The sequence below is a fragment of the Ensifer sp. SSB1 genome, assembly GCF_016652895.1.
Taxonomy (GTDB): domain Bacteria; phylum Pseudomonadota; class Alphaproteobacteria; order Rhizobiales; family Rhizobiaceae; genus Ensifer.
In genome coordinates this window covers 1-13,372 of sequence record NZ_JAEPRP010000196.1, presented here as the reverse complement: position 1 = coordinate 13,372, position 13,372 = coordinate 1, and the positions used below count along the sequence as shown (strand labels likewise).

The window sequence follows — 13,372 nt, the reverse complement described above, 5'->3', positions numbered from 1 at the left end:
CCCGCTGATAGCGAGCGTAACCAGGCGGCTCTCGCTCCGTTTCTCTCCGACCCGCGTTTTCACTATATTCGCCCTGGCCTCAACTTGCCTATGGTCGATCATTGGGAGTGGGCGATTGCGCATGCGAAAGGCCAGTATGTCGGCTTCGTTACCGATCGAATGGCCTTGCGGCTCTATGCGCTCGAAGAGGTCCATGCGGCAATAGAACGGACACAGGCGGCCGCTGTCGGCTACGCGACTGCGAATGCGCGCGAGCTGCCAGGATACCGCAGCCTCCGCTGTGGACACGGGAATGTGGCTGCGCGAGAGATCGCAACGGCGGACAAGCTCCAGCAGTTTGCGAGGGGCGATTGGCCCAAGGACACGCCGCGATTGCTGAATTCCTTCGCGCGCCGGGATCTGGTGGCGTCTCTCCGCGAACGTTATGGCCGTGTTTTCACGGGGATCTCGCCGGACTATGCCTTTGCGTTCCGCACGCTCGAAGCATTGAAGAGCTACGCGTACATCGATTTTCCGTTGCTGGTGACGCAAGGCGAAACGCGGAGCAACGGCAACGCTCTGACAATCGGCGCCGTTACCCAGGAGGCGACGGACTTCAGACGGTGGATGCAGCAGGAGCAGGGCGAGTGGCTGCAATACGGGCCGATGCCCGGCGATACCAGCGTGCTGCTGAACGGCATCCTGCGCGAATACGCACTGGCTGCAGCACAGAGCCGGTCCGACCGCTTCCCTGAAATCGCGCCGGCGGATTTCTACCGCGGGGCGATGAGCCAGGCTGCGGGCTGGGCGCGCAAGGCGATGCTTCCGCCTGGTGTCGTCACTGCGCTCGATCAGTATCGGGCAACGCACGGCCTGAGCGCAATCACGCTGCCGCGCCCGAAGCCACGGCTGCGGCGATATGCGAACCTGTTCGCCGGCGGGCAGCTGGGGCCGTTGCCGTTGCGGCGCACGATCGCGTCCGCAAGGCTTTCAATCGAGCGCGGCCTTATGAAACTCGGAGTAGGCTCGTATTTCTCCGCCCGGACGTTGAGAGATGTCCTGCGGCAGGACCTGCGCTTTCGTCAACGCAAAGGCAAATAGTCATTCTATCGCCGCGGCTCCTGGCCGCGGCGTTTGGGCATGTCTGAAATTGAGGTTCAGGCTGCAGCGCAGTCGCGCAACACCTGCACGACCCTGCCGATCTCTTCGGACGTCATGTCGTGATAGCTCGGCAGGTTGATCGCTCGGCCGGGGAGATCATAGGCAACGGTGTTTGCCCGCACGTCCTCGAAGGGCGGAAGCGAACTCAGTGGCCAGAAGAAGACGCGGGCGTCGATGTTCTCGGCGGCAAACGCGCCCTGCAGTTTCTCCCGCGTGACGTCGGTTTCCGGCGCGAAGACAACCGTCGGCATCCAGAAGCCGTTTTTCGTGTGCTCCGGTTCCGGATTCATCGAGATGGAGTTCACGCCCGCGAGCTGTTCACGATAGGCGTAGAAGATCTCACGCTTGCGCTCGACCAGTTCGTTGACGCGTTCGATCTGCGCAAGGCCCACGGCCGCCTGCAGGTTCGACATCTTGTACTTGAAGCCGATCTCGTCCGGCCAGAACTGCTTCTTTTGTCCGCGTGCCCGGCCGTGATTGGACAGGGTCAGGACCTTTTCGAAGAGCTTGCTGTCGCTGGTGACGAACATGCCGCCTTCGCCTGTCGTCACGGTCTTGGTACCATGGAAGGAGAATGCACCGAAGGCGCCGAGCGAACCGGCCTTGCGTCCGCGCCACTCCGATCCGAGCGCTTCGGCGGCGTCTTCTACAATCGGGATGTTGTGCCGCGCGCCGATTTCGAGCAGGCGGTCCATGTCGCAGAGATTGCCGTAGATGTGCACGGCCATGATCGCCTTGGTCTTCGGCGTGATGGCAGCTGCCACTTTCTCCGGATCGAGGCACCAGCTGTCGGGGAGCACGTCCACAAAAACGGGCTTTGCTCCGAGGTGGACGATCGGCGCGGCGGATGCGGTCCAGTTCGTGTCCGCAAGGATGACTTCATCGCCCGGCCCGACGCCGAGGGCGGCCAGGCCCATGTGCAGCGCGCCGGTGCAGCTTGATGTCGAGATCGCGTGAGTGACATCGAGATGCGCGGCAAAGGCGGCCTCGAAGCGATTGATGTAATCGTAGCAGCGCTCGCCCCAACCGTTCGCCGCTGCGTCGGTGGCATAGGCGACTTCGCGTTCGGTGATCGAGGGCTTGGTGTAGAGAATGCGAGGTTTCGTCATGTGGATTGCCTGTGCTCAAGCCGATCGGTCGTTGGTTGCGTCTGCGGCAACGATCCTGTCAATCCGGCCGCCGATCTGCGCGCCGAGATAGAGGTTTTCATAGAAGCGTTCCGGGAAGCCGGCCTGCCGCATATGATGGGCCGTGCTGTCGATATCGTAGGCGACACGGTGGAGCTCGATACCTGCCTCCGAAACCGTCGCAAAAGCGGCGCGCGGATCGCCATCACGCGGTTGCCCGACCGAGCCGGGATTGCAGAACACCTTGCTGCCGATCTCCAGGCGGACCTGCACGTGGGTATGCCCGGCAAACAGCCGTTCGCACCCGTCAGGAAACTGCGCCTGTGATACCTTGTAGAGATACTCGTCTATCGGATCTTGCCAGCTGCCGTGGACGAAGTAGGTCGACCCGTCGATGACATAGGTTCGCGATCCGGCGAGCCAGTCGCGTTGATCGGCCGAGATGATGCCCCTTTGAAACTCGATGATGTCATTGACCATCTTCGATCGCGGGCAGCCTTCACCGCTGACGATGTAATAATCGTGATTGCCCATGATGTTTGTTATGCCGCGTGCTTTAAGCACATCGATACACTCGCCCGGCTGGGCGTAGTATCCGACGACGTCACCGAGCGAAAGGATCGAGCTGCAGCCGAGTTCGTCGATGCGGGCAAGCACCGCCTTGAGGGCGGGAAGGTTGCCGTGAATGTCGGAAATGACGGCGATCATAGGACGACCAGATCTTCGGAGTAGCGCCAAGCCCGGCCCGTCTTGATCTCCGGTGCCTCCGGCTTTCTCCCGTAAACGTAGTACTCCAGCGCCATCGCCGCCTCGTTGTAGCCGAAGGCCGCACGCAGCGACGTACTGCTCGAGAAGCGCGGATTGATTTCAAGCAGGTAAGGTGTCGTGCCTTCCAGCCGGAACTGATAATTCGTCGGCCCAAGCGGCTTGAAGTGTTGCGAGAGCCTGCTCACCGCTTCAGTCAGGAAAGGCTCGTCGACCACTTCCGCATATTGGGTGTTGCCGGCGACGGACAGCTTGCGCTTGAAGACGATCGGCGGCAGCGTCGTGCCGTCGCCAAACCCGAAGGCGCCGACCGTGTATTCCTGGTCGTTGCTGCCCACGAATTTCTGGATGAGAAAATCGTCCGCGCTCTTCAGGGTCCAGTAGTCGAAATCGGCCCTGTCGCGCAGCAGGGCAATTCCGCGGGAACCATTGCCGCGACGTGGCTTCAGCAGAAGAGGCAAGGGGCCGAGCTCGCGGGTGCAATCTTCCAAGCTGCGGCTGAGTGTGCTTGGAATGGCCGGAAGGTCCGCTTGCAGCAGTGCCTCGCCCATGTCCCACTTGTCTTGCGCGAGCGCGATCAGCGGAGATCTGTTCAGGACGACACGCGTCTCGGTCGCCTCGAAGCGTGCGCGGTTGTCATTGAAGAACAGGACGTCAAGCTCCAGGCCCGGCAGCACCAGGGCGACGTCCTCTCGCCGAAGCAGTTCCAGCCAGAACTCCAGATATTCGGGAGACGCCTCATCGCATGATGGCTTGGCGACGAAGTCGTCGCAGAAGTGCCGGCCGATGCCATTGGCATCACGATCAATGCCGATGATGCGGATCGGTGCTTCCAGTCTACGGAGCGATGCGACTATGCCCTGGCCGATGATGGCGCCTACCGCAGTCACCACGACCGTAACCGGCTGTTTCGATTGCTTTGCGTCGTCTTGCATTAGTTGACGTCCATCGGGCCGAACGCTTCGGCGGTTCCGGCTGATTTGATCATGGCAATCCCGTCTCGCATCGTGACCAGAGGCGCCATGCCCAACCGGGACAGCGTTTCCGCACCGTCAGGAAAGTTCACCTTCCGAAAAGGAGCCTTTTCCGCTGCGATCACGACGTTGCCCCCGAGCCCGAAGGTCTCATAGGCGATTTCAGCGATCCTGTCGCAGGTCATTGCCTCCGTGTGAACCGCATTCCGGACGCCGGACGTGCCCGTTTCGGCAGCGCGGATCATCATGTCGGCGGCGTCCTGTACATGCAGGAAATTACGCACGCCATGGGACGCGGGCATGCGAAGGTCGAGCCCGCGGGACGCATAGGCGATGATGCGTCCCATCCACGGCTGATGGGCACAGCAACGGCCACTCACGTCATAAAGCTGCGAGAACCGAAGGCTGCAGAAGCGAAATCCCTGTTTTTGCGAACTCCATTCCAGGATCTGTTCGGCCAGCTGCTTGGTGAGGCCGTAGGATGTCAGGGGTGCTGCATCTAGTGTCGCATCCGAAGAAAGCGATCCGGCATAGATAACGGCCTCTGTCTGCAGACGCTTGGCAAGTTCTGCGACGTTCAGTGCGCTTGCGGTGTTCGCGGAAAAGTTCTGCTGTATCCCCGACGGGCTATCGTCGGCGAAGCTTGCGGCACAATGGAAAAGCACGTCCGCGGTGAGGCCATCCGGAACCTTTGCCGCGCCGCCTGCCATGTCGAGGAAGATGTCATCGGTTTCCGCCCTGCCGACACTGATGGTCTCGACACCCATGTTCCGCAGGCGCGCGACGAGCTGGCTCCCCAACATCGAGCGCGTGCCGATAATGGCGGCAGTCCTCATGCCAGTTCTGCTTCCATCAGCAGGCCGACGCAAAGATCGGGGAATTCGATACCGACCTTGAGCATGGCATGCAGATTGGCTTCGAAATCAGGCAGCGTCTGCAACACCGGCAGTGGCAATGGCTTCAGGTAGATGCCTTCCTCGTGCACGACCCGGAAGCCATGGTTTTCGAGTTCGGCACGGAACGTGTCCCGGCAATATTGGCGCTTGTGGCCAAGTGCCAGATCGTTGGCGTTCAGGCTGTAGATATCGTCGATCTTGCCGAGCTCCACGCCCAGTCTCCTGTTCAGGGACTTCGCGTTCGGCACTGCGGCATAGAGACGGCCATTGGGTTTCAGGAAGCGCCGGAACCGGTCGAGCACGAGGCCCGGATCGTCGACGTGCTCGAGAACGAAACCCATGATGATGACGTCGAAGCGCTCTTCCGTTTCGAAGTCTTCGAAGTAGGAGAAGACGATCTCACCGGAAAAGTCCGGGCTGTTCTTCTTGAATAGATCGATGACGAACTGCGAACCTTCCACGATCACGTGCCGGTCGCAGACCTTGTTGAACAGGTGCGGGGTGTAGCCGTGGCCGATACCAAGATCGAGCAGCGATTGGCATTTGCCAAAGCGCTCGACCATGCGCTGCGGATACCAATTGAGAATGAGATTGTTCTCGATCGATGTGACTGCGTTTGGAAGATATTCCGACGCGACGTTGTCCAGGTTCTCGGATTTCACTGGGTAAACTCCCTCCAATCGACAGTTCCGGAATGTACGACTTCTGCGCCCTTGGTACCGCAATTGGCGACGAGGTCCAATGCGGTCACGTAAGGAGTGAACTCTCCATGCAGCTGCGGATAGGGTGTGCGTTCGTAGTTCATGTACTGAACGGAAATTCCGTTCTGGTTGAAGAGGCCGTGATCGAGATAGTTCCGCGCACCATGGCCGGTGATATAGGCCGTCCCTTCGAGATGGGCGGTGATGTCGTATACTCTCTCGCTGCTCGCACCGCCAATGGTGAGAGCGTCCGAGGAGACGAACTTCGGCCTATCCAGATTGAAGTAGGCGGCAAGTGCGAGCATGGAATTGCGGGCCACATCCGCAATCGTCGATGCATCCTTGGCGAACACGCCGTCGACCAGTTCCAGCATGTCCTTGGCGAAGGGCGCTTTGATATAGGCTTGTCGCAAGATATCGCGGTGGCGGCTGCGCCAATCCGTGCGATTGTCGATCAGTACCTCATCGATCCGTTGCCCCAGGCGAAGGTCCTTCAAGGGCACGGTCAGCCAGCGGATGCCGCTCTGAGTCTTGATCTGCACGCGGTTTGTGAAGCTGCCACGCGAGAACTGCACATCGTCGTAGTGGACGAACACGTCCGCCAGTTTGATCTGCTCCAGCATTCCAACCCAAGGAAAGTACATGGATTGGGAGATGACAATGTTCCGAGCCATCCGGTACTCGCCTGCGGTGCCTGTATTCGCGATCGAGAGTTGGCAGTAGCACGAACGAAGGCCCGCGCCACCCTGCTTGCGACCCTATTTGTCGATGCAGCGCAGATAACCGCGCGGCGAGCTCGAGAGCACAAGTTTGCCGTTCAGTGCCTCATCGGTCTCGAAGCGGCTTGTCTCTTCCATGTAGGCCTTGAGTGCTGCGTAGGGTTCGTCGCCGGCGCGCCAGATCTTCGAGCGCTTGGTGGGGGTCTGCGATGCCTCGGCCCAGCCGAGGACCGTATCTGCCACCACCATGTACTGGCCTTCGGTCACCAGCGGGCCATAGGTGCGCAGTTCGTCCAGCACGTGGTCGCGGCTGTGGTCGCTGTCGAGGACGACCATGACAGATGCACCTTCCGGGATCTCGGCCTTCACCTTTGCCAGCGTCTCGGCCGTGGTCGACGGACCTTCGATCAGCGTGATGCGCGAAGACATCGGGTGCTTTTCGATCGAGTCGCGATTGTGGGCGCGGATGTCGATGTCGACACCGATGACCTTGCCCTTGCCGATCAGTTGCAGCATCGCGGCCATGAAGATCACCGAGCCGCCGCGGGCAACGCCGGTTTCGATGATGATGTCAGGCTTGGTGTTCCAGATGACTTCCTGCGTCGCCATGACGTCGGCCGGCATCTGGATGATCGGCACGCCCATGAACGACCAGAGGTAGGAATAGTCGTATTTGTCGAGCGCGACCAACGTATCGAGCGACTGGCGAAATGCGTCGTCGTCCTTGCCGAGCGCGAGCGACATTTCCTTTTTGTGAGCCTCGAACGCGAGACGATCGTCTGCTGCTGCCATGACTGCCGATACCCTTTTTCGATACAACCCACCGATACGCCGGAGGCCGCGATTCGCGATCTGGCGGCTTCGTCGATTCGTACGCTTTCCTGTGAACGCTTTCATGTCGACAATTGCAAATACGGTCAAGGCTGGTTTCTTAAGGGGTAGGAGTGAGGGCGCCCCGCCTGCTCGTGGAAGGTTCAATGTCGCGCTTTAACCGCATTTTTACACCCCTTGCGGGTCTTCTGGTCGTCGAGCGTCAGCGCTTTGGCGACGATCGCGGATTCTTTTCGCGTTTCTTCTGCCGTGAAGAACTCGCCGATTTCGGTGCGGGCGGCTCGATCGCGCAGATCAATCACACCTTGACGCGAAAGGCTGGCACGGTTCGCGGCATGCATTTCCAGCGCGCGCCGCACGACGAGACGAAATTCGTGTCCTGTCTTTCGGGCACGATCTTCGATGTTGCCGTCGACATGCGACCGGACTCTCCAACCTATCTTCAATGGCATGGCGAGGTGCTGAGCGCTGAAAACGGGAGGTCGATGATGATCCCTGGCGGCTTTGCGCATGGGTTCCAGACACTTTCCGCCGACTGCGAGCTGATCTACCTGCACGACAAGCCCTATGCGCCCGGAGCCGAAGGCGGGCTCAACGCCCTGGATCCAAAGCTTGCGATCGCCTGGCCGTTGCCGGTCGCGCAGATGTCGGCGCGCGATGAGGCTTTCCCGATGCTGGAGGACGCGCCTTGATCCTCGGCGCGTCCATCGTTGACTTCATCGTGGATGGGAGGACAATGAATTTTCCGCGCCACCACGAGAGAGAAGGGGTGTCGACGATGACGATCGCCAGAAAACTTCAGGACTATATCGATGGCACGGGTGTCGCCTACGACACCGTCGACCATCACCGCACGGCCACCACCAGCCAGACTGCGAGAGCGGCGCATGTGCCCGGCAGCAGGCTTGCCAAGTCCGTGGTCGTTCATCACGAGATGGGCTACGTGCTTGCCGTTGTGCCAAGCACGCACCGGGTCGAACTTTCCACCCTGCAGGACGTGATGGACCGGCGCCTCGGCCTCGCTTCGGAAGAGGAAGTCTGCAACCTCTTCGCCGATTGCGATATCGGCGCAGTGCCGCCCGTCGGCTCGGCCTATGACGTGCCGGTGCTGCTCGACGAAAGCCTGGGTGACGTAAACGACGTCTACTTCGAGGGCGGCGACCACAGGACGCTGGTGCACATGAGCGGATCGAGCTTTCGCAACCTGATGAAGGATGCACAGGTCGCCCGCTTCAGCCACCCGGCTTGAGGGCCGAGCTATCGCGGTTCCCCGCTGGCAGCGGACGCAATGCGCAAGGACCTGGGCGGGAACCAACCAGCGGTCGAACATCGTGAGTTCGATGTGGGCAGCGGGCACTTGCCAAAGTGCCGGCTTGGCGTCACCATCTTCGACGGACACCTTTATCTACTGGGTTGGGGGATCGATGGTGCGCATACGCTCTACGAATATGTCCAGGTCTCTGGCTGTACTGCTGGTTGCGGCCGGTGCTCAAGCTTTCGGGTCTGCCGCACGCGCGGAAGACAATCTGTTCGATCGGTTTCCGTTCGCTGTCGCCTGCGAATACAAAGGCACGCAGCACGCCTTCTATCTGTCGAAGGTAACGGCCGACGGCACGGCGACCTACCTGGCATCGGACAACTTTGCCGGCACGATCACCTTGAGCGGCCAGGCAAAGGCGACCGGCGCCGAGGAGGTTGGAAGCTGCCTCGGCAAGACGCTCGAAGAACTCCGGGAATCGGGTCAGGCGCGGGACATCAGGGCCAATTAGTCCGCTTGGACCACCGAGCCGGGATGCAGGCGACGCGAGCGGCAACGCTGCCTCAGCCTTGAGAGGTTGCGAGGGTGCAAATGAACTGCACCCATGCTGTGAAGTTAGACAATAACGATGTGCCATCATTGCGAATGCGCAGAATTGCCGACCTATTCTGGCGTTTTCGCAGACGTGGCATGTCGTTGTTGCTTACGGGAAAAGTGCTGCGTTCTCAGATCCTGTCGGCTAGACCTCAGGTGAATAGAGATCGTCTGAAAGCTGACAGCCATCGGCAAAACTCTCTTTGCCAGGCAGTCACGGAAAGAATCGTCTCCCGAGAATTTTCTGTTGTGGCAAATGGAAAATCTGATTTACTGCGATCTCGCTGCTTGGCTTTCGGGGGATGTTGCCGATGGAGTGGACCCGCAGGAATATTATGCTTGGTGGTTTGGCGCTACTTGGCGCCGACGCGGTTCAGAGGCCGGCATTCGCCGCGGCGAGTTCCTATTTTTCCGGTCCCGCCATCGATAACGGCGTGACCTATCGCAGCACCAATTTTGCCAAGATCGACCCGAAATGGCGGCGTCAGGTCGTCAAATATTTCAGCAGCGAGCCGATCGGCACCGTTGTCGTCGATACCCGACACCACTTTCTCTACCTGATCATGGAGAACAAGACGGCCATCCGTTATGGGGTTGGCGTCGGGAAGGAAGGCTTCAAGTGGTACGGCCGCGCTACGATCGACCGTAAATCTCTCTGGCCGCGCTGGACGCCGCCGCCGGAGATGCGCGAGCGCCACCCCGATCTGCCCGAATTCGTCGATGGCGGGTCGCCGAAGAACCCGCTTGGTCCACGCGCCATGTACCTGCTTCGCGACGGCGTCGATACCGGCTACCGTTTCCACGGTACGCTTGAGCCGGGCAGCATCGGCAAGGATGCCTCCAGCGGCTGCATCCGCATGTTCAACGAAGATGCGATCGATCTTTACCAGCGCTGCCCGATCGGCACCGCCGTTCAGGTCCTGCCGCACATTGCCGACAAGGCCCCCGAGGTCAGCCAAGCAACTCCGGTCGCAACCCCGGTCGAATGAGGAATATCACCTTGAAGCCTGCTATGACCGGACTGACGAGGCTGCTTTCCGCTGCCGCCGTTCTGCTGACGCTGACCGCCTGCAACACCACCGAGATCGCCGCCGTCGAAGAGCCGGCCGCGGTGCCGATGACCGGAAAAACCGACGATCCGGCGCCGGGCTTCGAGACTGTCTCGGCCGGCACCGAAGAGGATTTCATCCTCAATGTCGGCCGGCGAACCTATTTCACGCAAGATTCGGCCGCGCTCGATCCTGTCGCCAAGGCTACGTTGGACAAGCAGGCGATCTGGCTCAACAGCAACCCGCGCTGGCTGGTCAAGCTGCAGGGCTTCTCCGACGACAGCGGTTCCGCCTCGAAGATGGAAACGCTGTCGCAGAAGCGGGCTGATGCGGCGATGGCCTATCTTGCCTCGAAGGGCGTGGACCCCAATCGCATGTGGGCCAAGGGCTACGGCAACGACCGCGAAGTTCGCGACTGCACCGAGCGTTCCTGCAAGGTGCAGAACCGCCGTGTCGTCTCCAATCTGCGCACGGAGCGCGACACGCTCTGATCGCGCGCCGCCTCGGCGTCTCTCCGCGAGCCGAAATCGGTCCCTTCGCGTTCATGGCAAGGGCTTCAGGAACAGGTGGGCCGTTCGCTATGAACGGCAGTAGCCTGTGACCAGGCCACCATCCATTGCCCGTCTTCATACTTGTCCGTGTGCCAGTAGGCACTGAGCGGTACCCCGCCGAAGATCACTTCAAGCTGTGCGCGACAACGGATCACGGCGCAGTCTCCATGCAGCCGCACAGCGATGGTTTCGGGCTCAGAATGCCGGTAGTTGATATGTCCGACTGCGATCGCGCCCCGACGTAGCGCTGGAAGACGGAACACGGCTGTTCATGCGCACCCTGAGGGCGCTACAGCCACTCCCCGAAGTGCCGTCCAAACTCTTGGAAATATGGGCGCGTCATTCGACGGCGCCCGCTTGCCTCACCCAGTACCTGTCAAAAATCGAACGGAACGGCAGGCAGACTTTATCCGGCCGATCGCTGCACACCGTCGGCGGCCTCGCGGATCACCTCGTAGACCCGGCGGGGTTGAGACAACATCGGGACGTGGCTGGAGGCCAGTTCCGTCACCTTTGCATTCATGCGCTTCGCGAGGAAGCGTTGAAGGTCGGGCTGGACTGTCCGGTCCTCGCTACCGACGATGTAGTATGTCGGCTTTGTTTTCCACGCCGCACCCGGAACGGGTTGATCGAACAGGTCCGCCAGCGGCCCCATTTGCGTGGCCCATACGAGCTTCTGCTCCGCTTCGGGCAGATCGCCTGCGAATTCCGGGATCCCCGAAGGACGAAGAAACAGCCGGCCGTCTACCACCTCGATATGCTGGAAGACGGGGGTTTGGGGGAATTTCGCCTGGTCGGCCGCCGACGTTTCGCCGTTCTCCGGCGCCAGCGCACAGATATAGACGAGCGCCTTGACACGATCATCGGTGCCCGAAGCGGTGATGACGGTCCCTCCATAGGAATGTCCGACCAGAACGACCGGACCGTGCACGCGGCCCAGCGACGTGCGAACCGCCGCGGCGTCGTCGGCGACGGTATTCAAGTGGTTTTGCGTCGCGATCACTTCGTAGCCGTCGGCAACCAGCAGTTCGATGACCTTGCTGAAACAGGATCCGTCGGCCCAAAGGCCATGTGCGAAGACAATGCTGGGTTTGTTGGGCATGCCACACCTCCAGGGGAAGTTACTTTCCCGAACGATATCCGTATATTCGGTCGGCGGGTCAGGAAAGGGCGGACGAACTTCCTGTTGGAAGGTCGGTCGGCGAGTTTAAGCCGCTGCGGGGGTTTTTCAAACTTGCTATTTCGGGCGAAGCGCGTCTTTCGCCTGCGGCGCGTCCGACAGCGCTGCGCGTCTTATTGGGCGCACAAAGGTCGCTGTAGCAATCACGTAGTTGATCGCAGCAGAAATGGCGCACCCGACAGGATTCGAACCTGTGACCTTTGGAATCGGAATCCAACACTCTATCCAGCTGAGCTACGGGTGCATCCGTTGGCGGCAAGGCCGCCGAAGCAGGCTGTGAAGCGGTTCATAGCTTAGCTTTGGCGCCGCATCAATGGTGAAATGGCGGAGTTCGCAGGGGAATTTGCAGTTGTTGCCGAAAATGCAACCGCTCGCCCGGCCTTTGCCGTTTCGTGGAAAGCGCTCGGCGGCGGGCGGTTGAGGCGCGCCGCCGAGTGCAGGTTCAGGCGACCTGCATGGCGCCGGGGCCGGGGATCGCCTTCGGCGGTACCTTGCCCATGATGATCATGCCGAGCACCTCGTCCTTGGTCACGTCCTCGGTGCGGGCCTGGCCGACGACCTGGCCGTTCTTCATGACAGACACGCGGTCGGCGAGGTCGAAGACGTCGTGGATGTCGTGGCTGATCAGGAAGATGCCGATGCCTTCGCGCTTCAGCTGCTTGATGAGGTCGCCGACCTGGGCGGTTTCCTGCGGGCCGAGCGCTGCCGTCGGCTCGTCCATGATCAGGATGCGGGCGTCGAAGAGGATCGCGCGTGCGATGGCCACCGACTGTCGCTGGCCGCCCGAAAGCGCCTTCACCGGCTCCTTGAAGCGCTGGAAGTTGGGGTTGAGTCGCCCCATGACTTCGCGGGCCTTTGCCTCCATCGCCACATCGTCGAGCGTGCCCCAGGGGGTCCTGAGCTCACGGCCGAGATAGAGGTTGGCGGCGGCGTCGACATTGTCGGCGACGGCGAGCGTCTGGTAGATCGTCTCGATGCCGTATTTTTTGGCATCGCGCGGGTTGTTGATGTCGGCGGCCTCGCCATTGATCAGGATTTCGCCGGCATCGCGCTTGTAGGCGCCGGAAAGGATCTTGATCAGGGTCGATTTGCCGGCGCCGTTGTGCCCGAGCAGTGCCACGACTTCGCCGGGGTAGAGATCGACGGAGGCGTTGTCCACGGCATGGATGCCGCCGAAGGAGATGGAAATGTTCTTCATTTCCACGAGCGGAGTGCGTTGGTCTTTCATGGATCGTACTCCTTACTTGGCGCGGGCGCGGTAGACGGTGTCGAGCCAGACGGCGACGACGAGAACCACGCCGACGACGATGCGCTGGAACGGACTGTCGATCCCGAGCAGCACCATGCCCGACTGTAGAGATTGCATGACGAGCGCGCCGATCATGGCGCCGGCGATCGTGCCGACACCGCCTGCAAGCGACGTGCCGCCGATGACCGCGGCGGCGATCGTGTAGAGTTCGTCGAGTTCCCCTTGCGCATTGGTCGCCGCGTTGAGGCGGGCGGTCGAGATTGCCGCGGCGATGGCGCACAGAATGCCCATCAGCGTGAAGATCTTGACGGTGACCCAGCGCGTCTTGATGCCGGCAA

15 protein-coding genes, 1 tRNA gene and 1 pseudogene are annotated in these 13,372 nt (G+C 60.9%); 6 read left to right on the top strand and 11 right to left on the bottom strand.

Annotated elements, in window-relative coordinates; genetic code table 11:
- On the top strand, positions 1-1,080 hold a 1,080-nt coding region (locus I8N66_RS32010; protein ID WP_291162831.1), incomplete at its 5' end, for a hypothetical protein.
- A gap of 56 nt (positions 1,081-1,136) precedes the next feature.
- Here the strand turns inward: I8N66_RS32010 and I8N66_RS32005 are convergent.
- The 7 genes from I8N66_RS32005 to I8N66_RS31975 all read right to left on the bottom strand — a co-directional run bounded on the left by I8N66_RS32005 (position 1,137) and on the right by I8N66_RS31975 (position 7,114).
- The gene (locus tag I8N66_RS32005) at positions 1,137-2,249 is read right to left on the bottom strand and encodes a DegT/DnrJ/EryC1/StrS family aminotransferase (protein WP_113535592.1); all 1,113 of its coding nucleotides are present in this window, start codon (positions 2,247-2,249) and stop codon (positions 1,137-1,139) included.
- 15 nt (positions 2,250-2,264) lie between these two features.
- Positions 2,265-2,975 carry a metallophosphoesterase family protein gene (locus I8N66_RS32000; RefSeq protein WP_291162827.1) on the bottom strand — a complete coding sequence of 237 codons (711 nt, stop codon included), beginning with the start codon at positions 2,973-2,975 and terminating at the stop codon, positions 2,265-2,267.
- Positions 2,972-3,967 (bottom strand): ATP-grasp domain-containing protein, encoded by a 996-nt coding sequence (locus tag I8N66_RS31995; protein WP_291162823.1) that lies wholly within the window; start codon positions 3,965-3,967, stop codon positions 2,972-2,974. The genes I8N66_RS32000 and I8N66_RS31995 overlap by 4 nt, the downstream gene beginning before the upstream one ends.
- Positions 3,967-4,842, bottom strand: coding sequence for an NAD(P)-dependent oxidoreductase (locus tag I8N66_RS31990; protein WP_291162820.1), 876 nt, complete (start codon positions 4,840-4,842; stop codon positions 3,967-3,969). The genes I8N66_RS31995 and I8N66_RS31990 overlap by 1 nt, the downstream gene beginning before the upstream one ends.
- Complete coding sequence (locus I8N66_RS31985) at positions 4,839-5,564, bottom strand: class I SAM-dependent methyltransferase (RefSeq protein WP_223725222.1); 726 nt, start codon at positions 5,562-5,564, stop codon at positions 4,839-4,841. Before I8N66_RS31985 ends, I8N66_RS31990 begins: the two co-directional genes overlap by 4 nt.
- The gene (locus I8N66_RS31980) at positions 5,561-6,277 is read right to left on the bottom strand and encodes a WbqC family protein (RefSeq protein ID WP_113535588.1); all 717 of its coding nucleotides are present in this window, start codon (positions 6,275-6,277) and stop codon (positions 5,561-5,563) included. The genes I8N66_RS31985 and I8N66_RS31980 overlap by 4 nt, the downstream gene beginning before the upstream one ends.
- An 84-nt stretch (positions 6,278-6,361) precedes the next feature.
- On the bottom strand, positions 6,362-7,114 hold the full coding sequence (locus I8N66_RS31975; protein ID WP_113535587.1) for a CmcI family methyltransferase: 753 nt from the start codon (positions 7,112-7,114) through the stop codon (positions 6,362-6,364).
- A 185-nt stretch (positions 7,115-7,299) separates the two neighbouring features.
- Here I8N66_RS31975 and rfbC point away from each other — a divergent pair, with 185 nt between their 5' ends.
- The 5 genes from rfbC to I8N66_RS31950 all read left to right on the top strand — a co-directional run bounded on the left by rfbC (position 7,300) and on the right by I8N66_RS31950 (position 10,545).
- Positions 7,300-7,845 (top strand): dTDP-4-dehydrorhamnose 3,5-epimerase, encoded by a 546-nt coding sequence (gene rfbC, locus I8N66_RS31970; RefSeq protein WP_113535586.1) that lies wholly within the window; start codon positions 7,300-7,302, stop codon positions 7,843-7,845.
- An 86-nt stretch (positions 7,846-7,931) separates the two neighbouring features.
- Entirely contained in the window at positions 7,932-8,402 is a 471-nt protein-coding gene (locus tag I8N66_RS31965; protein ID WP_113535683.1) for an aminoacyl-tRNA deacylase, read from the top strand.
- 199 nt (positions 8,403-8,601) lie between these two features.
- Complete coding sequence (locus I8N66_RS31960) at positions 8,602-8,922, top strand: hypothetical protein (protein ID WP_113535585.1); 321 nt, start codon at positions 8,602-8,604, stop codon at positions 8,920-8,922.
- A gap of 394 nt (positions 8,923-9,316) precedes the next feature.
- Entirely contained in the window at positions 9,317-9,994 is a 678-nt protein-coding gene (locus I8N66_RS31955; RefSeq protein WP_113535584.1) for a L,D-transpeptidase, read from the top strand.
- On the top strand, positions 9,991-10,545 hold the full coding sequence (locus I8N66_RS31950; protein ID WP_113535583.1) for an OmpA family protein: 555 nt from the start codon (positions 9,991-9,993) through the stop codon (positions 10,543-10,545). Before I8N66_RS31955 ends, I8N66_RS31950 begins: the two co-directional genes overlap by 4 nt.
- A gap of 466 nt (positions 10,546-11,011) precedes the next feature.
- Here the strand turns inward: I8N66_RS31950 and I8N66_RS31945 are convergent, their stop codons facing one another.
- From I8N66_RS31945 to I8N66_RS31930, 4 genes and pseudogenes are all read right to left on the bottom strand, one after another.
- The gene (locus I8N66_RS31945) at positions 11,012-11,707 is read right to left on the bottom strand and encodes an alpha/beta hydrolase (protein WP_291162807.1); all 696 of its coding nucleotides are present in this window, start codon (positions 11,705-11,707) and stop codon (positions 11,012-11,014) included.
- Positions 11,708-11,952: 245 nt separating this feature from the next.
- A tRNA-Arg gene (locus tag I8N66_RS31940) sits at positions 11,953-12,029 on the bottom strand.
- A 198-nt stretch (positions 12,030-12,227) separates the two neighbouring features.
- On the bottom strand, positions 12,228-13,013 hold the full coding sequence (locus tag I8N66_RS31935) for an ATP-binding cassette domain-containing protein (protein ID WP_034793927.1): 786 nt from the start codon (positions 13,011-13,013) through the stop codon (positions 12,228-12,230).
- 12 nt (positions 13,014-13,025) lie between these two features.
- A pseudogene (locus tag I8N66_RS31930) lies at positions 13,026-13,372 on the bottom strand (sugar ABC transporter permease); the annotation flags it as partial.

What these genes read in the sequence shown, in the direction of transcription:
- I8N66_RS32005 (WP_113535592.1), bottom strand. Translation starts at nt 2,249, where the DNA reads ATGACGAAACCTCGCATTCTCTACACCAAGCCCTCGATCACCGAACGC.
- I8N66_RS32000 (WP_291162827.1), bottom strand. Translation starts at nt 2,975, where the DNA reads ATGATCGCCGTCATTTCCGACATTCACGGCAACCTTCCCGCCCTCAAG.
- I8N66_RS31995 (WP_291162823.1), bottom strand. Translation starts at nt 3,967, where the DNA reads ATGCAAGACGACGCAAAGCAATCGAAACAGCCGGTTACGGTCGTGGTG.
- I8N66_RS31990 (WP_291162820.1), bottom strand. Translation starts at nt 4,842, where the DNA reads ATGAGGACTGCCGCCATTATCGGCACGCGCTCGATGTTGGGGAGCCAG.
- I8N66_RS31980 (WP_113535588.1), bottom strand. Translation starts at nt 6,277, where the DNA reads ATGGCTCGGAACATTGTCATCTCCCAATCCATGTACTTTCCTTGGGTT.
- I8N66_RS31975 (WP_113535587.1), bottom strand. Translation starts at nt 7,114, where the DNA reads ATGGCAGCAGCAGACGATCGTCTCGCGTTCGAGGCTCACAAAAAGGAA.
- rfbC (WP_113535586.1), top strand. Translation starts at nt 7,300, where the DNA reads ATGTCGCGCTTTAACCGCATTTTTACACCCCTTGCGGGTCTTCTGGTC.
- I8N66_RS31965 (WP_113535683.1), top strand. Translation starts at nt 7,932, where the DNA reads ATGACGATCGCCAGAAAACTTCAGGACTATATCGATGGCACGGGTGTC.
- I8N66_RS31960 (WP_113535585.1), top strand. Translation starts at nt 8,602, where the DNA reads ATGTCCAGGTCTCTGGCTGTACTGCTGGTTGCGGCCGGTGCTCAAGCT.
- I8N66_RS31955 (WP_113535584.1), top strand. Translation starts at nt 9,317, where the DNA reads ATGGAGTGGACCCGCAGGAATATTATGCTTGGTGGTTTGGCGCTACTT.
- I8N66_RS31950 (WP_113535583.1), top strand. Translation starts at nt 9,991, where the DNA reads ATGAGGAATATCACCTTGAAGCCTGCTATGACCGGACTGACGAGGCTG.
- I8N66_RS31945 (WP_291162807.1), bottom strand. Translation starts at nt 11,707, where the DNA reads ATGCCCAACAAACCCAGCATTGTCTTCGCACATGGCCTTTGGGCCGAC.
- I8N66_RS31935 (WP_034793927.1), bottom strand. Translation starts at nt 13,013, where the DNA reads ATGAAAGACCAACGCACTCCGCTCGTGGAAATGAAGAACATTTCCATC.